The organism is Ruegeria sp. CDSA033 (assembly GCF_059612305.1).
The window spans coordinates 63,431-85,557 of record NZ_JBXWQI010000006.1; the positions used below are offsets into that span (position 1 = coordinate 63,431).

Annotated in this window: 21 protein-coding genes; 9 read left to right on the forward strand and 12 right to left on the reverse strand. The window is 58.9% G+C overall.

The window, feature by feature from the left end; genetic code table 11:
* Positions 1-53: 53 nt before the first annotated feature.
* Together AC2FLA_RS10345 and AC2FLA_RS10350 are read left to right on the forward strand one after the other, a co-directional pair.
* Complete coding sequence (locus AC2FLA_RS10345; protein WP_496721977.1) at positions 54-1,157, forward strand: site-specific DNA-methyltransferase; 1,104 nt, start codon at positions 54-56, stop codon at positions 1,155-1,157.
* Between the two features lie 144 nt (positions 1,158-1,301).
* Positions 1,302-2,684, forward strand: coding sequence for an adenylate/guanylate cyclase domain-containing protein (locus tag AC2FLA_RS10350; protein ID WP_496721978.1), 1,383 nt, complete (start codon positions 1,302-1,304; stop codon positions 2,682-2,684).
* 84 nt (positions 2,685-2,768) lie between these two features.
* On the opposite strand, the gene AC2FLA_RS10355 is transcribed toward AC2FLA_RS10350, so the two are convergent.
* On the reverse strand, positions 2,769-3,905 hold the full coding sequence (locus AC2FLA_RS10355) for an alkane 1-monooxygenase (RefSeq protein WP_496721980.1): 1,137 nt from the start codon (positions 3,903-3,905) through the stop codon (positions 2,769-2,771).
* Positions 3,906-3,964: 59 nt separating this feature from the next.
* Entirely contained in the window at positions 3,965-5,020 is a 1,056-nt protein-coding gene (gene mutY, locus AC2FLA_RS10360; protein WP_496721982.1) for an A/G-specific adenine glycosylase, read from the reverse strand.
* Positions 5,021-5,101: 81 nt separating this feature from the next.
* Here mutY and AC2FLA_RS10365 point away from each other — a divergent pair, with 81 nt between their 5' ends.
* Together AC2FLA_RS10365 and AC2FLA_RS10370 are read left to right on the forward strand one after the other, a co-directional pair.
* Complete coding sequence (locus AC2FLA_RS10365) at positions 5,102-5,608, forward strand: DUF721 domain-containing protein (RefSeq protein WP_108861099.1); 507 nt, start codon at positions 5,102-5,104, stop codon at positions 5,606-5,608.
* A gap of 14 nt (positions 5,609-5,622) precedes the next feature.
* Positions 5,623-6,285, forward strand: coding sequence for a DsbA family protein (locus AC2FLA_RS10370; protein WP_496721984.1), 663 nt, complete (start codon positions 5,623-5,625; stop codon positions 6,283-6,285).
* 38 nt (positions 6,286-6,323) lie between these two features.
* On the opposite strand, the gene lpxK is transcribed toward AC2FLA_RS10370, so the two are convergent.
* The 5 genes from lpxK to AC2FLA_RS10395 all read right to left on the reverse strand — a co-directional run bounded on the left by lpxK (position 6,324) and on the right by AC2FLA_RS10395 (position 12,373).
* The gene (lpxK, locus tag AC2FLA_RS10375; protein WP_496721986.1) at positions 6,324-7,322 is read right to left on the reverse strand and encodes a tetraacyldisaccharide 4'-kinase; all 999 of its coding nucleotides are present in this window, start codon (positions 7,320-7,322) and stop codon (positions 6,324-6,326) included.
* The gene (locus AC2FLA_RS10380; protein WP_496721988.1) at positions 7,309-8,544 is read right to left on the reverse strand and encodes a 3-deoxy-D-manno-octulosonic acid transferase; all 1,236 of its coding nucleotides are present in this window, start codon (positions 8,542-8,544) and stop codon (positions 7,309-7,311) included. The genes lpxK and AC2FLA_RS10380 overlap by 14 nt, the downstream gene beginning before the upstream one ends.
* Complete coding sequence (locus tag AC2FLA_RS10385) at positions 8,541-9,341, reverse strand: 3'(2'),5'-bisphosphate nucleotidase CysQ (protein ID WP_496721989.1); 801 nt, start codon at positions 9,339-9,341, stop codon at positions 8,541-8,543. The genes AC2FLA_RS10380 and AC2FLA_RS10385 overlap by 4 nt, the downstream gene beginning before the upstream one ends.
* Positions 9,328-10,674 (reverse strand): TldD/PmbA family protein, encoded by a 1,347-nt coding sequence (locus AC2FLA_RS10390; protein WP_496721991.1) that lies wholly within the window; start codon positions 10,672-10,674, stop codon positions 9,328-9,330. Before AC2FLA_RS10390 ends, AC2FLA_RS10385 begins: the two co-directional genes overlap by 14 nt.
* A 175-nt stretch (positions 10,675-10,849) precedes the next feature.
* A complete protein-coding gene (locus AC2FLA_RS10395) occupies positions 10,850-12,373 on the reverse strand; it encodes a DUF2125 domain-containing protein (RefSeq protein ID WP_496721993.1) in 1,524 nt (507 codons plus the stop codon).
* A gap of 138 nt (positions 12,374-12,511) precedes the next feature.
* On the opposite strand from AC2FLA_RS10395, the gene AC2FLA_RS10400 reads away from it, so the two are divergent.
* Genes AC2FLA_RS10400 through AC2FLA_RS10410 form a run of 3 tightly spaced genes read left to right on the forward strand, consistent with a single transcriptional unit; the run spans position 12,512 to position 14,594 of the window.
* Positions 12,512-13,255 (forward strand): SDR family oxidoreductase, encoded by a 744-nt coding sequence (locus AC2FLA_RS10400; RefSeq protein ID WP_496721995.1) that lies wholly within the window; start codon positions 12,512-12,514, stop codon positions 13,253-13,255.
* Complete coding sequence (locus AC2FLA_RS10405; protein WP_496721997.1) at positions 13,252-13,860, forward strand: enoyl-CoA hydratase/isomerase family protein; 609 nt, start codon at positions 13,252-13,254, stop codon at positions 13,858-13,860. Before AC2FLA_RS10400 ends, AC2FLA_RS10405 begins: the two co-directional genes overlap by 4 nt.
* Positions 13,857-14,594 carry a VOC family protein gene (locus tag AC2FLA_RS10410; RefSeq protein WP_496721999.1) on the forward strand — a complete coding sequence of 246 codons (738 nt, stop codon included), beginning with the start codon at positions 13,857-13,859 and terminating at the stop codon, positions 14,592-14,594. The genes AC2FLA_RS10405 and AC2FLA_RS10410 overlap by 4 nt, the downstream gene beginning before the upstream one ends.
* On the opposite strand, the gene AC2FLA_RS10415 is transcribed toward AC2FLA_RS10410, so the two are convergent.
* Positions 14,595-14,891: an HNH endonuclease gene (locus AC2FLA_RS10415; protein WP_496722001.1), complete on the reverse strand. Its 297-nt coding sequence runs from the start codon at positions 14,889-14,891 to the stop codon at positions 14,595-14,597.
* A 48-nt stretch (positions 14,892-14,939) separates the two neighbouring features.
* On the opposite strand from AC2FLA_RS10415, the gene AC2FLA_RS10420 reads away from it, so the two are divergent.
* Positions 14,940-16,124 (forward strand): TIGR03862 family flavoprotein, encoded by a 1,185-nt coding sequence (locus tag AC2FLA_RS10420; protein WP_496722003.1) that lies wholly within the window; start codon positions 14,940-14,942, stop codon positions 16,122-16,124.
* On the opposite strand, the gene holA is transcribed toward AC2FLA_RS10420, so the two are convergent.
* From holA to AC2FLA_RS10440, 4 genes are all read right to left on the reverse strand, one after another.
* Entirely contained in the window at positions 16,121-17,149 is a 1,029-nt protein-coding gene (gene holA, locus AC2FLA_RS10425; protein ID WP_496722005.1) for a DNA polymerase III subunit delta, read from the reverse strand. The genes AC2FLA_RS10420 and holA overlap by 4 nt on opposite strands.
* The gene (lptE, locus tag AC2FLA_RS10430) at positions 17,146-17,637 is read right to left on the reverse strand and encodes an LPS assembly lipoprotein LptE (protein ID WP_496722006.1); all 492 of its coding nucleotides are present in this window, start codon (positions 17,635-17,637) and stop codon (positions 17,146-17,148) included. The genes holA and lptE overlap by 4 nt, the downstream gene beginning before the upstream one ends.
* Positions 17,624-20,176 carry a leucine--tRNA ligase gene (gene leuS / locus AC2FLA_RS10435; protein WP_496722008.1) on the reverse strand — a complete coding sequence of 851 codons (2,553 nt, stop codon included), beginning with the start codon at positions 20,174-20,176 and terminating at the stop codon, positions 17,624-17,626. Before leuS ends, lptE begins: the two co-directional genes overlap by 14 nt.
* A gap of 72 nt (positions 20,177-20,248) precedes the next feature.
* Complete coding sequence (locus AC2FLA_RS10440) at positions 20,249-20,737, reverse strand: DUF3576 domain-containing protein (RefSeq protein ID WP_108861114.1); 489 nt, start codon at positions 20,735-20,737, stop codon at positions 20,249-20,251.
* A 283-nt stretch (positions 20,738-21,020) separates the two neighbouring features.
* Between AC2FLA_RS10440 and AC2FLA_RS10445 the strand changes: the two genes are divergently transcribed.
* On the forward strand, positions 21,021-22,046 hold the full coding sequence (locus AC2FLA_RS10445) for a porin (RefSeq protein ID WP_496722010.1): 1,026 nt from the start codon (positions 21,021-21,023) through the stop codon (positions 22,044-22,046).
* Positions 22,047-22,127 lie beyond the last annotated feature (81 nt).

Consider the following 22,127-nt stretch of genomic DNA (forward strand, 5'->3'; position numbering starts at 1 on the left):
TCCTTGTCTCAACCAAATGAGCGCAAAAGCGCCGTGGAACTTGAGGCAGAGATATGACAACGACAACCAAAAAGGGCGCAACAGCGCTCCCTTTAAACACGATTCTATCCGGGGACTGCATCGATGTGATGAACAGTCTGCCCGCGGAGTCGGTTGACCTGATTTTCGCGGATCCCCCGTATAATCTGCAGCTTAAGGGCCAGTTGCACCGCCCCGATAACAGCCAGGTTGATGCGGTTGACGATCACTGGGATCAGTTTTCAAGCTTTGGTGTTTATGACCAGTTCACCCGCGAATGGCTGAAAGCGGCGCATCGTCTGCTCAAGCCCAATGGCGCGATTTGGGTGATTGGCTCCTACCACAACATCTTCCGCGTTGGCACAGCCCTGCAGGACGCCGGATACTGGATTCTGAACGACGTTGTCTGGCGCAAGTCGAACCCGATGCCGAATTTCCGCGGCAAGCGGCTTACCAACGCGCATGAGACGATGATCTGGGCCTCAAAACGCGAAGGTGCTAAGTACACGTTCAATTACGAAGCTCTGAAAGCACTGAACGAAGGCATTCAGATGCGCAGCGATTGGGTTCTGCCAATCTGCACCGGGCATGAGCGCCTCAAGGATGAAAACGGCGACAAGGCGCACCCGACGCAAAAGCCGGAATCCCTGTTGCACCGTGTCCTGATCGGTTCGACCAACCCGGGCGATGTTATTCTGGATCCGTTCTTTGGCACGGGTACCACTGGTGCCGTCGCAAAGATGCTGGGCCGCGAATTCATCGGGATTGAGCGTGAGGAAAGCTATCGCAAGGTCGCCGAGAAGCGGATTTCCAAAGTTCGCAAGTTCGACCGTGAGGCGCTGGAAGTCAGCGCAAGCAAGCGCGCTGAGCCGCGCGTGCCCTTTGGTCAGTTGGTTGAACGCGGCATGCTACGCCCGGGTGAGGAGCTTTATTCGATGAATCAACGCCACAAGGCCAAGGTTCGGGCTGACGGAACGCTGGTGGGCGATAACGTCAAAGGTTCGATCCACCAGGTCGGGGCACATCTGGAAAACGCGCCCTCTTGCAATGGCTGGACTTACTGGTGCTTTAAACGCGATGGCAAAACGGTGCCGATCGACGTTTTGCGTCAGCAGATCCGGGCCGAGTTGCACAACTGATTTTAAAAATACCGCCGGTGCCTGTGGCCTGACACAAGGCACTACGCCTTGCCCCGCCGATCTCGGCGGGGTCTTTTGTTTTATTCTTCATTCAGTTCCGATATGAGATTCCTTGTCCTGCTGCTTACGGAAGGAACCTTGGCAATGTCGGATACCACAGCCAGCGAATCCCGATTTGGGCGGTTTTTTGTGACACAGCCAGACAAGTATGATCTGGACAACAAGTACACCGAGGCTGCGCTGGAACGGCACAAGCGCGAAGGGTTGGAACTTGCCGTCCGCGCCCGCTGGGTGGCGATGGGCCTTACCGGCATTTTGTTGATCTACCTGAACCCCAATTGGGATGTCCTGTGGTATCATTTCATTTTGTTGTTGATCTGCGCCAATGGTTGGTTGATCCGGCGGGCTGGCAGCGTGGGGCAGTCACGGGTCGAGCTTTTGCTGATCTTCGTCGACTTGCTGATCATGACTTTGGGGATGATCGTGCCGAACCCGTTCAGCGATGATGTTCGACCGCTGGCAATGCAATACCGGTTCGATAACTTCCAGTATTTCTTCATCATTCTGGCAGCGGGAACTCTGGCCTATTCGTGGCGCACAGTCGTGGCTATCGGCACGTGGACGGCGGCGATGTGGACGGTAGGCTGGATCATCGCCTGGTGGGTGGCTACGCCATTCCCGGGCATCAGTGAGCGCGTGTACGAGGCATTGGCCGGGTATCCGGATGTTGCGGAGTTGCTGGACCCCAACAGTTTCATGGTCCCTCAGCGTATTCAGCAGGTGATCGTATTCCTAATGGTCGCGGTTACGCTTGGTATCTCGATGCGGCGGCTCAATCGATTGTTGATGACAAATGCCGGGCTTGAGAGGGAGCGTGCAAACCTGTCGCGATATTTCTCTCCGAACGTCGTGGACGAACTCAGCCAGAATGATGAGCCGCTCAAGCAGGTTCGCAAAGAAGACATCGCCGTTTTGTTCATCGACATCGTGGGGTTTACCAAATTCGCTGCTGGGCGCGACCCGTATGAAGTCATTGAAGTTTTGCGCGGCTTTCACGCGCGAATGGAAACCGAAGTGTTTCGCCATCATGGCACGTTGGACAAATATCTTGGGGATGGTCTGATGGCCACGTTCGGTACGCCGGTGACGACTCCATTGGATGCCAGTAACGCGGTGGCTTGCGCCCGCGATATGGTGGATGTGATTGATCGCTGGAACCTGGAGCGGCGGCGGGCAGGAGAGCCGGAAATTCGTGTAGGAATTGGGGTTCACTATGGCTCGGTTGTATTGGGAGATATCGGAGCGAACCGATTGGAATTTGCGGTTATCGGGGATGCGGTGAATGTCTCCGCCAAGCTCGAAGCGATGACGCGTGACCTTGGTGTTCGCGTGGTGCTGAGTGACGCGGTCCGGGCACAGGTGATGCAGGAGGGAAATAACGCCGCCGACCTGACAGCAGGTTTTGTGAAGCATGAAAACCAGCCAGTCCGCGGGGTGCAGGGCACTATGGATATCTGGGCGCAGTAGAACGGGCGGCTCCCGCCGATCTGTCACGCATCAGAGATGCGCGTCATTCTGTTGGGCCGGGCAGCGCGCGGGCGCGCGCTGCGGTCACGAACGCGGTAACGGGTTGAGAGATCTGTTGTACGGCTTCCAATCAGTGACTTCGGGATAATATTGCCGCCGCCAGGCCCGAACGCGGGGGTTCATGACGCGCCGCCAAAGCGGTGGGACCATCGCAGCGACGGTCATAACCGGATAGCCATAGGGCAGTTGCGGGGCCGCATCTTCCGAATGATGCTGCAGCAGCGGAAAGCGCCGGTTGGGTTTGTAGTGATGGTCCGAGTGACGCTGCAGGTTGATCAGCAGCCAGTTCGACGCTTTTTGCGAGGCGTTCCACGAATGGCGCGGCTGGACATGCTCGTACTTGCCGTCGCCAAGATGTTTGCGGGTCAGGCCGTAATGTTCGACGTAGTTCACCAGTTCCAGCTGCCATATGGCGACGCCCGCTTGCACCAGAAAGAGGGCCACACCTGACCATCCCCCGACCACGAAGGCCAAAATCAGCATGCCTGCCTGAAGCGCCCAATAGCGCCAGAACGGGTTCGCCGGGTCGGTCCACGGACGTTGCTTGCGCGCCAGCTTGTCCCGTTCTGCGTGGAAGGCGGATGCAAGGCACTGCCACAGAACGCGTGGATAGAAGCGGTGAAACCCTTCATTGTACCGCGCAGTGACCGGATCGCGTGGTGTTCCGACATAGCGGTGGTGGACCAGCAGGTGTTCGGACCGGAAATGAGAATACAGCACCATGGCTAGTAGAATATCACCCAGCCAACGTTCCGACCGCCCTTTCTGGTGCATCAGTTCATGGCTGTAGTTAATCCCGATGGTGCCCGAGATCACACCCATCCCGAAGAACAACCCAATCTTGCTAAAAACAGACAGGTGATCGGTATGAGTGGCGTACCAGAGCAACCCAAACAGCGTAAGAAACTGAACCGGGGCCCATGCCTTGGTCAGCAGAATGTACCATTTGAGACCGCCGTCCGGCGTGGCCGGATCGGCATTTTCAAGGTTCAGCCCCGTTAACCGATCCAGAACTGCAAACGCCCACCAAGTCGAAAGAGGCACAAGCAAGACCCACCAGCCTCCGGCAACGGCGGTAAGCCAAATGACGGGGATCAGCAGGAAGGACACCCAGAAGGGCAATACCGCTTGCCAGCGTGACAGACTGTCTGATGCGATCATCGCTTTGCTCCGAGAAACTATGGGCAGACTAGCCCTACCCGGCAATGCCACACAATGGGTTACGTAGAGCGCCAGAGGTCATACGCTTTGCGCATAACAGTAGGTAGGTCACTGGGGCGGAAAGCGTGTTTTTCCATGACAATCAGATCGTTATGCGACCAGCCGACCGGCAGCGTGGTCGTCCAGATCCGCAGGATCAGGTGGAAGTGGGTAAATGTATGGCGTACCTCACCCGGCAGCACCTGCCATTCGCACGGAAAGGGCGGTGCCTCGGCCGGGCCGTCTGACCATTCTGACCCCGGCCAGCCCAGCATACCACCCAGCAGCCCCTTGTCGGGACGACGTTCCATCAGAAAGGCTCCGTTATCGCCTTGGGCTATATAGACATGGCCGTATCGCGTGGGTTTGGGCTTTTTGGGAGTCTTGCGTGGCAAATCGGATTGCGTTCCAGCGGCGCGAGCGGCGCAGGGGGCTTGCATCGGACAGATACCGCAGGCCGGAGATTTTGGTGTACAGATTGTTGCCCCCAGGTCCATGACCGCCTGCGCATAGTCTCCCGGTCGCGTGGCAGGCGTAAGTGCAGCCGCATGCTTTTTCAGTTGCGGTTTTGAACCGGGCAAAGGGTCGTGAATGTCGAAAAGTCGGGCCATGACCCGTTCTACGTTGCCGTCCAACACGGTTTCGGGTCGGTCGAAGGCGATGGCGGAAATTGCAGCGGCGGTGTAGGGACCTATTCCCGGCAAATTGAGGAGCGCGTCATAGGTATCGGGGAACGTTCCACCATGTTGTTCGGCAACGACCCGGGCGCATTTCAGAAGGTTCCGCGCACGCGCGTAATAGCCAAGTCCTGCCCATTCCCCCATGACCTGATCATCCGGGGCGGCGGCCAGTGCCTGAACTGTCGGCCAACGGGTTGTGAACCGCACGAAATAGTCGCGTACGGCCGCAACAGTGGTCTGCTGCAGCATGACCTCGGACAACCATATGCGGTAGGGGTCGGGCATCACACCCGCAGCCCTATCGGCGGGAGCTACGCGCCAAGGCATCTCGCGGGCATGGCGGTCGTACCAATCCAGCAGCGCACTGCTCACGTCAAATTCACCGGAGTCACGCAAGTTTTATCTATCTCCCTGTCGGGTTTCGCTGGCGCCTGTTGTCCTGCCCTTTACAATAGCGGCGCAGGAGTTGGAAACCAGATGCAGCGCAGACGTTCTTCGACCCGCGGGTTCAAACGCACCGCGACATTGCTGAACGACCAGATCAGGCGCGCCGGTGAAAGCCGGGGCTTTGCCGTATCACGCCTGCTGACCCATTGGTCCGAGATCGTTGGACAGGATATGGCCGCTATCGCGCGACCGGTAAAAGTGGGTTACGGGAAGGGTGGCATTGGTGCCACGCTGACGGTACTGACCACCGGACCGCAGGCCCCGATGCTGGAGATGCAGAAGGAACAATTGCGCGGCAAGGTGAACGCGGTTTATGGCTATAATGCCATCAGCCGGGTGCGCATCACCCAGACCGCTCCGACAGGATTTGCCGAGGGGCAGGCCAGTTTCGACCACAAGCCGAAACAAGCGAAACCCAAGATCGAACCAGAAATAGAAGCCGAGGCAGACCGCGCTGCGCAGGAAGTTCACGATGGTGATCTGCGCGCAGCCCTTGAACGTCTGGGCCGTAACGTTTTATCCAAGCAAAAACGCTGAGAAAGGGCTGAGAAATGAGCCGTATTGCAACCGGAATTTGTGCGGCCGTCGCCGTGGCCGCTGGCGGTTATTGGCTGTCGTTGTCAAATTCCAACCCCGCCTATCCGCTGATTAGCAGCGCCGAGGCGCAAGAGGCCGATCTGGACACCTCGACCATCGTCGAGATGACTCTGGGCGCCGAAGACGCACCAGTCGAGATCATCGAATATGCGTCCTACACCTGCCCGCATTGTGCGAATTTCCACACGGGAGCGTACAAGCAGCTCAAGAAGGATTTCATCGACACAGGTAAGGTGAAGTTCATCTATCGCGAGGTCTACTTTGACCGCTATGGCCTGTGGGCGTCGATGGTTGCACGCTGCGGCGGGCCCGAAAAGTTCTTTGGCATCTCCGACCTGATCTACGAAGGCCAGTCCGAGTGGACCAAAGCCGGTGGTCCCGCTGAAATCGTGGACGAGCTGCGCAAAATCGGGCGTCTGGCTGGTATCGACAATGATCAGCTTGAGGCTTGCCTGCAGGACGGAACCCGCGCGCAGACGCTGGTCGCCTGGTATCAGGGAAACGCCGAGCGCGACGGTATTCAGGCGACTCCGTCCTTTATCGTGAATGGCAAGCAGGTCGAGAATCAGTCCTATGACGGTTTCAAAAAGCTGATCGAAGACGAACTGGGCAGCTAATTGCTTTTACGACCGGCTCAATCCGGGCCGGTCGTCCTTCAGGGCGACGGGGCGATCTGCAAAAGCATCTGCCTGATCTTGTCCGCCTCATCGACCTTCAGACGAACCGGAAGCGTGATGACCTTGCTGCGAAACGCAGCGGGCAGGCGAACGGCGTCTTTTTCCGTGGTGACCATTTGCGCGCGCAACAAGCGGGCTTCGTTTTCAAGACGGGTCATCAGGGCGGGTGTCAGCGGCTGGTGATCATCCAGCGCTTCGGCCCGCAGCAAGGTCGCGCCTTGTTGGCGCAAAGTGGCAAAGAACTTCTCGGGGTGTCCGATGCCTGCAAAGGCAAGAACAGGCGTATCGCTCCAATCCATGCCGGTTTGCAGCGGCTCAACCGCGCCGGTCGCATGTGGGACGGACAGTTTTTTCCCCCAGCGTTCGGCAAACTCGATTTGGGCATCAGCTTTGCCAAGGGACAGCACCAGATCAGCGCGCCGTAATCCGACTTCCACCGGTTCCCTCAGCGGGCCAGCCGGTAAGCACAGTCCATTTCCAAATCCGCGCGATGCGTCCACCACAATGACCGAGAAATCCTTCGCCACCGAGGGGTTTTGAAACCCGTCGTCAAGCACGATGACTGTGGCACCCGCCGCGGCGGCTGCTTTTGCTCCAGCGGCGCGGTCTTTGGCGACCCAGACATCGGCAAATGCCGCCAGCAACAGGGGCTCATCCCCGACCTGCGCCGCGGTATGCTTGCCGGGGTCCACGCGCACCGGCCCTTCGAGCGAGCCGCCATGGCCGCGCGTGACCACATGTGTCTCATGCCAGGCATCGCGCAATTGCTCGATCATCCAGATCACAGTCGGGGTCTTGCCGGTGCCACCCGCGTTCAGGTTGCCAATGCAAATGACAGCAACACCCGGGTTAATGCCGGGTTCCGAGGCGACCCGACGCGCCGTAGCGCCAGCATAGAGCCGCCCAAGAGGTGCCAGTAGCCGTGCGCGCAGGTCGAGCCGATCTGGCGCGGTATTCCAGAAATCAGGTGCTCGCATCGTCTGCACTCCGCTGGTCCAGGTAGTCCTGAATCATGTCGATCAGGTGATCCGCCTGCGGCGCACCCTCGGTAACGATCTGCCACCCGGCCAGCGCCATATTGGCGGCCTGATCCGGTGCCAACAGTTCCACCACTGCATCGCCTAGTTCGGTGGCGGACCTGACCGTGCGCGCGGCCCCGGCCCGGTCAAGCTGATCGTAAAGCTGTTGTTGGCTGTGCACAAACGGGCCGTGGATCACAGCTGATCCCAGCGCCGTGGCGATCAGCGGATCCGCGCCCCCGGCGCCGCGTTCCAGAGAGCTGCCCATGAAGGTAACGGGCGACACCCGCTGCCAAAGACCCAGATCCTCGGGCACGGCGGAGAGGATCACCTGAGTCATATCCTCGATCGTCCCGCTTTCATCCCAGTTGGTGCAGCGCAGATCCATCGCCTCAAGCCGCCGGTGCAGTGGCCCGGCTTCGGTAATGTCGGCCACTTGCAACACCAATGCCAAACGCGGCAGCATGCGCATTGCCTGTCTATGCGCGCTGAGGACCGAGATGAATTCTTTGTCCTGGACCCACGCCGCCAACCAGACCGGTCGGCCAGACAGCGCATGGTTCACTTCGATCAGCTCGTCCTCGGGCCATGGGCGCGGGTTTGGGCTGACATGAAGGGGCGGTGCCTCTTGCACCTTGTTCGAAGCGACGCCTAGCCGCCGAATTTGACGGGCGATTTCTGGTGTCGTGCACAGGATCGTCTGAAAACAGTCAATCGTGTATCTTGTGATATCGGGCAACCAACGACCGCCCCGTGCGATTTTCACGTCCGCCTGTGCTTCGATCAACATCAGGGGAATCCCGCGTTCCTCGGCGCGTGTGATCAAATTGGGCATCAGGCCGCCCCCGACCCATATTCCGATATCCGGCTGCCAATGGTCCAGAAACGCGCGCGCAGCCCCGGTTTGTTCGGTGGGCAGGTTGACCAGAGGGTATCCACTGCTGGCCCATCTTGTCAGATCTGCATCGGGTGGCGCGGTCAGCACCACCGATAGGGTGGGGCGCGCCTGCTGCAGTCTTTGGCAGAAGTCGACAATGGCGCGGTGCCGTTCCCAAGCGTTGATGTGAATCCACAGAACCTCGCCCTCGGGGCGCGCGATATCGCCGTTGCCGGCGGTATTCTGCATACCCCAGGACAGCACGCGATAGGCGGCAAGGCTTAACGAGCGGGGCTTGCTCATGGTGCGATTCCAGGGCTTTCCGGTTCGAGTTGTTCCGACAGTAGCCCATAAACACCTGAACCCGCAGCGATCACACCGTTCAGTCGCGGAATTTCATTGTTAAACCGCAGAGGCAGCCCTGCGCGGTCCGAACACCGGCCGAGGGCTTCGCGTATAATCAGATCACCTGCGGCGATGTCCCATTCCCAACTGGGCCTGAGGGTCATCATCCCGTCAAATCGTCCCTGTGCAACAAGGGCCATGCGATAGGCCAGAGATGGCCGGTAGTTCCGTTTGAACTCGGGTACCTGCCCCTGACGCCAGTGTCGCGGCTGCATGTTGGGTTTCGCGGCCAGAACTTGGGCGCTTTCCAACACACCGAGTTCGCTGACCCGGATCTTTTCGGCGTTGAGCGTAGCACCCTGACCTTTTGCTGCGGCATATAGCAGGTTTCGCAGTGGCAGGTAGATTACAGCGGCCGTCACCTCGCCCTGTTCGGCGATGGCCAATGAATGGGCCCATGTCCGCGAGCCTTCAGCAAAGCTGCGGGTGCCGTCGATGGGATCAATGATGAAAACGCGGTCTTTCGACAGCCTGTCAGCTGAATCCTCAGTCTCTTCGCTCAACCAGCCATACCCCGGACGCGCTGCGGGCAGCATTTTTTCAAGCATCGCGTTCACGGCCAGATCAGCTTCGGTCACCGGGCCGGCCCCGTCGGGTTTATCCCAGCGTTGCGCCGTGGTCCCCGAAAACCGAGTGGCAATCTTTCCGGCCTCTAATGCGGCGTCAATCAGCAGTTGCAGGTCAAGTGCCGGCAAGTGTCATTCCTTCGATCAGGATCGATGGCACCACGCGGGACAAATACGTGCGTGCGTCATTTGCCGGAATAATCCGTTTCAGCATGTCACGCAGATTGCCAGCGATCGTGCATTCGTTGACGGGGTGGGTGATTTCTCCGTTTTCGACCCAAAAGCCTGATGCCCCACGTGAGTAATCGCCGGTGTTAGGGTTGATTGTCGAACCGATCATCGAGGTCACCAGCAGGCCGGTTCCCATGTCACGCAGCAGATCGTCCCGGCTGTGCGTGCCCTGGGTCAGGCTCAGGTTCCAGTTGCTGGGCGATGGGGGGCCAGACACGCCACGCGCCGCATTCCCGGTCGAGGTCATGCCCAGTTTTCGTGCGCTGGCCAAATCCAGCGTCCAACCGGTCAGCACTCCGTTTTCAACAACGGCCCTTCGCTGTGTTGGCAAACCTTCGGCGTCAAAGGGGCGAGAGCCCGAGATACGCGGGCGGTGCGGGTCTTCGATCAGTGACAGGTGTTCGGGTAAGACCTGCTCTCCCAGACTGTCCTTCAGCCATGACGCACCACGGGCAATGGCGGCGCCGTTGCTGGCGGCCAAAAGATGACCGATCAGCGAAGACGAAATCCGCTCGTCAAACAGAACAGGGAATGTGCCTGTCGCGGGTTTTTGTGCCCCAATCAGTGCAACGGCGCGTTCACCTGCCGAGCGGCCAATCTCATCAGGGCTGCGCAGGTCATTTTGGAACGTGCGGCTGTCGCCGTCATAGTCACGTTCCATCCCCGTGCCTTCGCCCGAGATGGCAACGCAAGAGGTCGAGCGGCTGCTGCGGGAATACCCGCCGGAAAAGCCATTTGTGGCAGCCAGATGCACGCGGTGGGTGCCGTAGGCTGCCGCTGCGTCGGATACTTGGGACACACCCTGAATTGCCAATGCGGCAGCTTCGGCAGCCAGCGCATCCTGCAAAAGCGCATCTGCCGATGGTTCCGGCGTCGGGTCGAATTGTTCCAGCGCCGCGATATCCCAGTCTTTTGCAAGCTGGTCGGGTGTGGCCAACCCTGTAAAAGGATCTTCCGGAGCTTCGCTTGCCATGGCCACCGCACGTTGCGCCATCGCCGTCAGCGTTTCGGGGCGACTGTCCGAACTTGAGACGATCGCCTGCCGCTTGCCCAGAAACACACGCAGTCCCAGGTCGGTGCCTTCGGACCGTTCCGCGTGCTCCAGCGCGCCACTGCGGACTTCAACCGATACCGATGAGCCATCCAGAACGATGGCATCCGCCGCTTCGGCCCCGGCTTTGCGGGCCGCGTCCAGCAGGTTATGGCTGATTTCTTCGGGTGTGCGGGTCATGAGGCCTCCGGTCTGTGTGCATTCGACCTAGCCTTGGACCGCCGGTCTCGCAAGGCCTGCGGCTATTTTAGGTTGAGCAAACTATTGAAATGGAATTCGCCACGATGCGCCCGGTGCCGGAGTTCGCACCGCGGGCGAAGGATTGGGAAGGCAGCGGTGCCGCCTTCCCGAAGTGTTACTTGATACGTTGGCCATTCGCCAGAATCTGACCATCCGCAGTGAATTCGATTTCCGAATTCAGCGTGTCGGGCTCGTCACCCGGTACGGCCATCAGACCCATCATCATCCGCGCGCCCATTGCATCGCTGTCTGACACCAGCCCCATCTCGATCAACTTGTCGATCAGGGCGTTGGCACCATTCAGTTTCAGCTTGGCAACGCCGGTCGGCGTGGGCATTCCGTCGAACTCTGAGACGTTGGAGTTGTCGAAGGTGAAATCGCCTTCACCGGTCAGCTTGGCCCCGACCAGAGACACCAGCAGTTCGTTGATCTTCAGCGAGTGCAACTCGCCCGGTGCTGCGTCAGATGTATCCAGGTTTTCGACTGCGGTGGGATCAAAGATGTTCAACAGAACCTTGGCGGTTCCGGTGGTGTCCAGCGCAATCGTCGCCGGGTCACGCGGCAGGGCGCCTGCTGGGTCGAACATGCTCCACAGGATATCCGACATGGTGAAGTCAGTCAGGTTCATGGCGAATCCAAACGGTTGGATTTCCTCGGATTTCTGCACCGGGATTTCAAACTTGAACCCGGCATTCTCCATCGCGATTTCAATCGGGAAGGGCAGGTCGGCGGTCGTCACTGCGACTTTCGCGCTGTTCTGCTCGATATCATAGGCAAGACGCTCGGCGTCGATGCTGGCGCCAAATTTGCCACCTTGGGATTCGCTTCCGACCGAGAATGCCTCGCCTTCGCTGGTGCCTGCAATCGCGTTCTGGCCGGATCCGTAGGTGAACAGCCCCGAGAACGAGAAGCCCGCCTTATAGAAGGCCTGCGGGTCCGAGATGTCGAATTCGGATGGGATAACGTTTGTGCCTTCAAACGCCAACTGGCTCATCGAGCCGTCAACCCTAGCCGTGTCGCCGCTGTCCGGGTCCTGAAATGCCATATCATAGGTCATCCCACCCGCAGTGAACTTCTGTTCTATGTCACGGTTTTCGCCGATTTTCATAACCGAGCTGCCTGCCAGATCTGTCATGTTCAGGCTGAGCGCCAGCGCATCAGCGGGCATCTTTTCGCCGTCCACATTCAGACCATCCAGCTTGATACCTATCGTGTCGGCCGAATAGTCGTAGGTCATCTCGTCGGGCGAGCCCGAAACGACTAGGTTCATTCCGGTCTCAGAATAGTTGATATCGACCGAGAATTCCTCGCCATCTCCCTGGCCGGACACCGTCATCACATAGGTGTCAGGGAAATCGATGCTGACCGTGCCGTCGCCGTTTTCCGTCAGGCTCATTTCCGGAACGACCATCTGGAAGGTTGCATCCTCTTCCGGCAGGTCCATCGAAACGGCCATGTCGGCAATCGTAGTTACATTGCCTGAAACGGTTTCGTCGCCAGAAACGGTGTACCCCATTTGGCCCAGATAGGTTTTCCAGTCATTCCAGACATCCTGCGAGGTCAGGTCGGCAAGTGCGCCTTGTGTGATAACGGCATAAGCCAAAACAGCACCGCAACTGCGGCGAAGGAAAACGGACATTACAGTACCCTTCTAGATAATTTTGCCGGCATCGTCGTGCTTGTGGCGTCGGGCGTCAAGGGGCAAGGGCTGGACCCTTTCCCCCTTCGCGCGGTAAGCATTCACACAAATTCAAACCGTTGGAGGTATAGGAACCAAATGCAGGGGAAAACCGTACTGATAACTGGGGCCAGCCGCGGCATCGGAGCAGAGGCAGGGCGCCTTTTTGCCGCAGCAGGTGCAAACGTGGCGCTGCTCGCGCGTAGCCGCGATCAGATCGCCGCATTGGCATCTGCGCTGGGCGAAAACGCAATCGCACTGGAATGTGACGTCAGTGATTTTGCGCAGGTCGAACAGGCTGTGGCAGATTGCGTCGACCGCTTTGGCGGTTTGGATGTTCTTATCGGGAACGCCGGCGTCATTGATCCGATCTTTCATCTTTCGAACGCGGATGTTGCGGCCTGGGACAAGGCGATCGACATAAACCTCAAGGGTGTGTTCTACGGAATGCGCGCTGCCCTGCCCATCATGCGCGCAGCCGGTGGAGGCACCGTGCTGACCGTATCATCAGGCGCGGCCTCGAACCCGGTTGAGGCATGGAGCCACTATTGTGCCTCCAAGGCCGGTGCAAAAATGCTGACGGAATGCCTCCATCTTGAGGAATCGTTGCACGGTATCCGCGCCATGGGTCTGTCGCCGGGGACCGTGGCGACGGGTATGCAGCGGGTCATCAAGACAAGCGGTATCAACGCCGTCAGCCAGTTGGACTGGAGCGATCATATCCCTGCCGACTGGCCAGCGAAGGCGCTGCTGTGGATGTGCACGTCCGATGCGGATGAATTTTTGGGGACCGAAATCTCTTTGCGGCGTGAAGATATTCGACAAAGGGTTGGGCTGACGTGATCGAACTGAAGAAAGAAGACGGGTTGTGGATCGTCACTCTGAACAACCCCGGCAAAGCCAACGCGCTGACTGGGGCGATGTTGACCGAATTGGCCGAAATTGCCGAAGCCGCTACCGAGGCACGCGCGTTTATCCTGACCGGAGCGGGCAGCGTGTTCAGCGCCGGCGCCGATCTGGCCGAGGCGCGCGCTGGGCTTGCAACCTCGGACGTATGGGAGCGTTTGTCGGGTGCGATCGCTGCCCTTCGATGCCTGACCGTCGCCGCTTTGAATGGCACTTTGGCGGGCGGCGCGAACGGGATGGTGCTCGCCTGTGACATTCGAATTGCGGTCCCGTCTGCCAAGTTTTTTTATCCTGTGATGAAGCTGGGCTTTCTCCCGCAACCGTCCGATCCGGTGCGCATGTCGGCGCTGATAGGGCCGTCACGCACCAAGTTGGTCCTGATGGCCGGGCAAAAGATCACCGCGGACGAGGCCTATGCCTTTGGTTTGGTGGATCGGGTGGTGGCACCGGATGCGCTGATGCAGACAGCGCGTGAACTGGTCGCTGATAGCACCGCCGCCGATCCCAAGATCGCTGCCGGTATCGCAGGGCTGTGTCGATGAGGTTGTCTGGCCTGCGACTGCGCGTCGCCGATCCTGAACAACTGGGCAAATTTTATACGGACGTTCTTGGAATGTCGGTGCAAACTCAAGGAGTGAGCCTGCGCATTGGCTATCCGGGGCAGGACGCCGATTTGCTGCTGATGCCTGGCGGCGGCGGATACACCCATGACACCGGACAACGCTATTGGAAGATCGGCATCACCGTACCGGATGTCGATCTGGCGGCCGCATTTTTGCGCGAAAAGGGAATTGAGGCATCAGATCCGAAACAGTTTCTGGACATTGGGTATATGTGTCACCTCAATGACCCCGAAGGGTTCGTGATCGAACTGCTTCAGCATGATTTTGAAGGGAACCGGCCGCCAAACGCGGCAGACCCGAGCGATCCGTTTGCGCAGGCTTGTATCGGCCAGATCACCCTGCGCACCGGGGATATAGCAGCCGAGGACGCATTCTGTCGTGATCAGGGTATGCGCCTGCTTTCGATGCAGGATGTTGGTCAATACGGGTTTGATCTGCATTTTTATGCATTCACCGACGAGGTTCCGCCAAACCCAGACCCTTGGGCCGTGGAAAACCGCGAATGGCTTTGGAAACGCCCCTACACAACGTTGGAGTTCCAGCACGTCGACGGCGTCCAATTTTCCAATGTTCCCGATTACCGCGGGTTGGAGTTTCAAGGGCTTGCCGCGCCGACACGGGATGCGTTTGGCGACCCGGTAAACCCCGGCTGATCAACGACCCCAACGCTTGCCCGGAACCTTCGACCGAAACCCGGGCGGGCGTTTGCGAACCCAGTTCAGGAATTTCTCCAACCTCGGATGGGCGCGCAGGGCCTCGACGGTGTTGAATTCACGGGTCAATTCCGCCTCGGTCAGGGTTACATGCACCTCTTTATGGCAGATCTGGTGCAGCAGGACGGTGGGTCCGCCCTTGCCCCCTTTGAGTTTTGGGATCAGATGGTGCAGGCTTCCGCCCCCGTCCGGGATCGGGCGGTTGCAGAGCGGGCAGATCGGATCGCTGTTCGTCATGACGAGGGTAAGGTTGCGTCAGGTGGCGCGAAAGGCAAGAGGGCAGGGATGGCACAGGCACTGGTGATCGGCGGCGGACCCGCAGGCCTGATGGCGGCCGAGGAACTGGCCAATGCCGGGCATTCTGTTGTGGTGGCCGAAGCCAAGCCTTCGGTTGCGCGAAAGTTCCTGATGGCGGGAAAGTCCGGGCTGAACCTGACCAAGGACGAGCCGTTTGAAACTTTGCTGGGATCCTATGGTGAGGCCGCGACCTGGTTGCGACCAATGATTGCCGAATTCGATGCGTCGGACGTGCAAACATGGGCGCAAGGGTTGGGGCAAGAGTTGTTCACGGGCTCGACCGGTCGGGTGTTTCCGACGTCGATGAAGGCCTCTCCGCTGTTGCGGGCGTGGCTGGCACGGCTGGCAGAGGCTGGCGTTCAGGTCAGAACACGCTGGCGGTGGGTTGGCTGGGATGGTGCCCAAGCCGTATTCGACACGGCTGTTGGCAGGCAGAACCTGTGCCCCGATGTGACAGTTCTTGCGCTGGGCGGGGCAAGCTGGTCGCGGTTGGGATCAAACGGAGCATGGGCATTGGTGCTACAAGATAAAGGCGTACCACTCTCGCCTTTCGCACCCGCAAACTCAGCCGTTTCCGTAGATTGGAGCCCCCATATGCAGCCGCATTTTGGCGCGGCTTTGAAATCGGTTCGGTGGAGGGCCGGAGAGTTGGAGAGCCGCGGCGAGGCTGCGGTGTCGGCGACAGGGTTGGAAGGGGGCGGATTGTACTCACTGACCCCGGCCTTGCGTGACAGAGCACCGCTTTTTGTTGATTTGGTTCCGGATTTGGATGCCGATACGTTGCGTAGCCGGTTTGCGTCAAAGAAATCGAAAACGACCCTGTCCCAGTGGCTGAAGAAATCTCTTCACCTGTCTCCGCAAAAGGTTGCCCTGTTTCATGAAATGTCCAAGCGCGATGGCCAGTTTCCATCGCTAGACGTAAGCGTGATCAAGCATCTGCAGATCAGACACTCGGGCCTGCGCCCGATGGACGAGGCCATCTCCACAGCAGGAGGTGTGCCACGTTCGGCGCTTAATGAGGGGCTCATGCTAACTGCATGTCCCGGAGTGTTTTGCGCGGGCGAGATGCTGGATTGGGAGGCCCCGACCGGGGGGTACCTTCTGACAGCCTGCCTGGCGACCGGCCGTTGGGCTGGGCGTTCGGCGGCATATTGGTTGGATCAAAGCGGTTAGCGGGTCCGCGCCAGCATCGCCAAACGGATCATGGCACGTTCGACCAATGCCATGGCCGGTGCCGTTTGCCCGGCCGAGCGCAGCGACAGGTCCGTATCTGTCAGAACCGTCAACGCAGTTTGCAATTTTGGCGCACCCCACCCTTGGGCCTGACGCAGAATGCGGTCGCGCCGTTTCCCATAGATCGGGGGGCGCAGCTTGCCGATGCCCTGTGCTGCTCCGCCCGGATCGGATGCGCAGGCGTACAAAGTGCGGAAGTGCCTTGTCGCGCCGATGCACAGGCTGACCGCATTGGTGCCCTGTGATTGCAAACGTCGGATCAGCGGGCCGATTTCACCCGCGCGACCATCGGCAACCACGTTCAGCACATCATCCAGTGCGGCCTCGGTCGAGCGGGGCGCGCAGGCTTCGACGTCTTCAATGGTCAGCTCGGAACTGTCACCGCGCTTGTAAAGCGACAGTTTCTCAATCGTTTGGGTAAAGTCACCGGGGCTTATACCGGTTGCCAGCTCAGCAATCGCGGCCATCGAATCGCGTGGAATGTTCTGCAAACCGGCCTCAGAAAGTACTCGTTCGACTTCGGCCCGGGATGGCGGGTCGTCATAGATACCTACCGCATAGGCCGAGCGGTGCGATTCGAACGCTTTGCGAATCTTGGAACTGGCCTTGAGCTGCCCGGCGGTGACGATGATCTGGGCATCGCCAGCCACCCAATCCTCCAGCGCGGCAAGGATTGCCGGGGCGGCCGTGTCGGTTGTGTCTTCGACGAACACAGCGCGCGGCCCGGGAAAGAACCCGACCGCCTTGACCGCATCCAGCAACAAGGCCGGATCGCCACGCAGATCGCTTCCGGGCAGGCGGGTCAGCCGCATCTCTTCTTCGGCGTTTGCCCCCAGCAGAGCGGCCAAAACCTGTTGCCGCTTTAGCGCCACGCGCATCGCATCCGCACCGTAGATCAACAGCCCGGTCTTGTCCGCGTCGGGTCTCGAAAAATATCCCTCGGCCTCGCGCGGGCTCAGCTTCATGCGGACAGGTCCGGCGTGGCGTACAGCCGACTGATGATCTGATCGGACAGAATCACCATCAGGCGCTGCGTTGCATCCCGCTCATCAGCCAGGGTGGATACGGTGGAACCGGCAGCCGAATACCCCACGAAGTCCGTCACCGAGCCCGAGGCAAGAACTTGCCCCGTCGCTTTCGATCTAAGCGAATAGTTGGCGGTCCCGTTGATGATAAGACGGTTGGTTTCGTTCGTTGAGGTGATCGATGCCGCCACCGTCTGGGTCACGACGGAAACGTCCAGACTGTATTCACTGCCGGATGTTGCGCTACGGCCTAGCTTTTGTTCCAGATCTTCGACCAGAAGAAAGCTGGTGACCGTGTTTGGTGCCGACACTTCCACGCGACCAAAAAGCGCCGAGCCCGATCCGCCCGGAGCGTACACAGGTTCAAACCCGCAGGCGGCAAGGGCCAGCGGCATCAGCAAAAAGGTTCTGCGGTTAAACGACGACATTCACAATCCGGCCCGGTACAACGATTACTTTCTTGGGTGTAGCGCCATCCAGCGCCTTTTGCACAGCTTCGGTGCTCAGCGCGACTTTTTCAACCTCGTCCTTGGGCATATCCTTGGCCACGCTGATTTCCGCGCGGCGCTTGCCGTTGATCTGGATCGGCAGGGTGACGGTGTCGTCCACTAGCATAGCTGCATCCGCAATTGGCCATGGCGCCGTGGCAACCAGCCCTTCGCCACCCAGCAGCTGCCAAAGCTCCTCGGACAGGTGCGGGGTCATCGGCGACATCAGCTGTGCCAGTGTTTTGGCGGCCTCGCGTTTGGCTGCGGTGCCTGCCTTGGATTTGGCCAGCGTGTTGGTGAAAGCATAAAGCTTGGCGATTGAGGCATTGAAGCCGAAAGATTCGACGCCGCCTGTGACGTCATGGATGGCTTTGTGCATCTCGCGCAGCAGGGCTTCATCCTCGGCATTGGCCGGAACATCCGATTCGGCGATTTCCGAGGCGATGCGGTGCACGCGGCTGAGGTGCTTAAATGCGGCTTCGGCACCGGATGCGGTCCACTCGACGTCTCGCTCAGGCGGCGAATCGGACAGGACGAACCAACGCGCGGTATCGGCGCCGAAGGCCGAGATGATGCTGACCGGGTCGACCACGTTTTTCTTGGATTTAGACATCTTGGCCGAAGGAATGATCTCAACCTCGGTGCCGTCGGCCAGTTTTCCGTCGGTCACATCTTCGGGCAGGTGATAGACCGGACGGCCATTGGCGTCGCGTGTCTGATAGATCTCATGCGTGACCATGCCCTGCGTGAACAGAGCATTGAACGGTTCGATGGCTTTCTCCGGCATATGACCCGTGATGTTCATCGCCCGCGCGAAGAAGCGCGAATAGAGCAGGTGCAGAATCGCGTGCTCGATCCCGCCGATATACTGGTCGACATTCATCCAGTATTCGGCCTCGGCCAGATCGGTGGGCGTGTCAGCACGCGGCGCGGTGAAACGGGCAAAATACCACGACGAATCGACAAAGGTGTCCATCGTATCGGTTTCACGCTTGGCAGGCGCGCCGCAAGACGGGCAAGGGGTGTCACGCCAATTGGCATGGCGGTCCAGCGGGTTGCCGGGGATCGAGAAGTCGATGGGTTTGCCGTTGCCATCGTCGTAAGGCAATTCGATCGGCAGATTCTCTTTCTTCTCGGGCACGGTGCCACATTTGTCGCAATGTACGACCGGAATCGGGCAGCCCCAATAGCGTTGACGGCTGAGCCCCCAATCGCGCAGGCGGTATTTTGTGACGCCTTCACCCCAACCTGATCTTTCCGCGAAATCGACGGTGGCGTTGATCGCCTCATCCCCCGTGGCCTCGGTCAGGCCTGCGAAGTGGTCCACCCAGCGGACTTTTTCAGTTTTCGGCGGCACAAAGGCGATCTTGTCGACCGGCGTATCGTCATCCAGTGCAAAGAAGGTGTCGATGACCGGCAGGCCATACTTGCGGCAGAAATCAAGATCACGCTGGTCATGCGCGGGGCAGGCAAAGATCGCGCCAGTTCCGTAATCCATCAGGATGAAATTGGCGATCCAGACCGGCAGTTCCCAATTCGGGTCCAGCGGGTGACGCACGCGAATGCCGGTGTCGTAACCCAGCTTTTCGGCCGTTTCGATGGCCTCTTCCGTGGTGCCACCTTTGCGGCATTCTGCAACAAATTCAGCCACTTCTGGGTTTCCAGCCTCAAGCTGCTTGGCAATCGGGTGATCCGGCGAGATACCAACAAAGGACGCGCCCAAAAGCGTATCGGGCCGAGTCGTATAGACGGTGATGGGCGCACCACCATCAGTACGTTCGAAGCCAAATTGCAAGCCGCGCGACTTGCCGATCCAGTTTTCCTGCATCAGCCGCACTTTGGCCGGCCAGTTCTCCAGCGTATCAAGCGCATCCAGCAATTCTTCGGAATAGTCCGAGATTTTGAAGAACCACTGGGTCAGCTCGCGCCGTTCCACCAGCGCGCCCGAGCGCCAGCCACGTCCATTTTCCACCTGTTCATTGGCCAGAACGGTCATGTCGACCGGGTCCCAGTTCACCACGGCGTTCTTGCGGTAAACCAACCCGGTGTCGAGCATATCGAGGAACAGAGCCTGCTGCTGGCCATAATATTCGGGGTCACAGGTGGCGAATTCGCGGGACCAGTCTATCGACAGGCCCAGTGGCTTCATCTGACCGCGCATGTCGGCGATGTTGCTGTATGTCCAGTCTTTCGGGTGGCCGCCAATGGCCATGGCGGCATTTTCTGCGGGCATTCCAAAAGCATCCCAGCCCATCGGGTGCAGCACGTTATGCCCCGTCGCTAGCTTGTGACGCGCAATGACGTCGCCCATCGTGTAGTTGCGTACATGCCCCATATGGATTCGCCCAGACGGGTAGGGAAACATCTCAAGCACATAATATTTCGGCTTGTCCGCCTTATGGTCGGCGTTGAAGATCCCGGCCTTGTCCCAGGCCTCTTGCCATTTTGCTTCGATTTCGGTGGCCGAGTAGCGCGACATTGTGCGGTCCTTCGTGAATGAAAACGCCGGGCGTGAACCCGGCGTGGTAATATTGTGATTTTCGGCGGGTGGCTAGAGTTTGTTGTCCGCAATGCGCAACTGGCGTGCGCGATTCAGGATCGCATCCTCGACCGCCCGGGCCGTTGCAGCGCTGACCGGAGCGCCTCCGCTGCTTTGCAGTGCCACCGAAAGCGACCGCGCCGCCAGGGCCGGGTCACTTATATGCACGGTCGCGCGATAAGAACGTCCGCCACCGGGTGGCGTGCCGTAACCTGTTACGATCACGCCGGTAAATGGATCAACTTCCTGAATTGGGAGGAAATTCAGCACATCCAGCGAGGCAGCCCAAAGATACCGATTTACATTGACGATCTGTTCGGCATTCCCGCGGTTGAACACATCCCAGATTGTTGTGCGTTCTGGATCGTTCAGCTCTCGTTCTTCTGTACGTGTGCTATCTGTATACAGCAATGCGGGATTCGGAGCCGCACTCTGATTCTGTCCGCAGGCCGACACGGCAGCAGTCATTATGATCAAACCGAAAATCGTCTGCAGGCGCATTGTCGACTGGTCCTGTTTCACTTGGTCTACTTTGTTACGTGTTACTCCTAGACAAGGTCCAGTTCAGCAACAACCCTATTCTTGTTACACATGTCAGTGTGGACGGCAGTTTAGTCCCCAAATATCGACTGTGGCATCCTTGCACCAATTTGGGGCCAATGCACCCTTCACATTTAAGGCAAGCTTGCGCTTTGGGGGTAATCCGAGCGAAACGGTTCCCGTGCTGAGACATGTGCTGAGGCATGTGTCGAGTAGAAAAACTTTTGAAACCGAGGGAAACAAGATGAAAAAAGTTCTCTTCGCATCGACCGCTCTGATCGCAACCGCAAGTGTTGCAGCGGCCGACGTTAAATTCAGCGGCTATGGCCGTTTTGGTATTGGCTACTACGAAGACCGTACCGGTGACGTAAACAACTTCACCACAGACGCAAACGGCGACATCATTGCCGATGGCACCGCGAACGTCGAAACCGACAGCACCATCCTGGTCTCGCGTTTCCGTCTGAACATCGACGGCACCGCAGAAACCGATGGCGGCGTTGAGTTCTCGGCTCGTGTTCGTCTGCAGGCTGACGAAAACGCCGACACCGGCGAAGCCAACTCGGCTGGCCTGAACGGCGCACGCTTCTCGGTCATCTACGGTGGTCTGCGTGTTGACGCTGGCAACGTTGCTGGTTCCTTCGACAACCTGGCAAACTACTACGGTAACGAGCCTGGCCTGGAATCCTTCATCGGTCAGTACTCGGGCGTTGACTATAGCTTCCTGGGTTACTCGTCGACCGGTTCGGGTTCGAACGCTGTGTTCTTCCAGTACGCAGTTGGCGATTTCGCATTCGGCGCGTCATATGACCAGGCAACTATTGCTTTTGACGGTGTTGCGCAGGACGCAGACCGCTGGGACATCAGCGCAACCTACAACTTCAACAACATCACCGCTGCACTGGCCTATGGTCAGACCAAGGCGAACGTGAACAGCGCGAGCGAAAAGCAGTCGCTGACCGTTCTGACCCTGGGTGCAGAATTCGGTGACTTCTCGGGTACTCTGTTTGTAGCTGACGATGACGTTGTAAACGACGATCGCAACGGCACCGCATACGGTCTGTCGCTGGCCTACAACCTGGGCGCGGCAACCACTCTGACCGCTGCTTACGGTGACGGTTCGGCGGATGACGACCTGCAGCAGTATGGTATCGGCGTTAAGTACGACCTGGGCGGCGGTGCATCGCTGCGCGGTGGTCTCGGCCAAGAGAAGCGCGGCGACGGCGACAGCCGTGTACGTGCCGACTTCGGTGCTCAGTTCAACTTCTAAGTTGAGCTAAACCACAAAGTTTAAGGGCAGGTCTTCGGACCTGCCCTTTTCTTTTGCGCGGACTTGGTGTTTTCCTGCCCC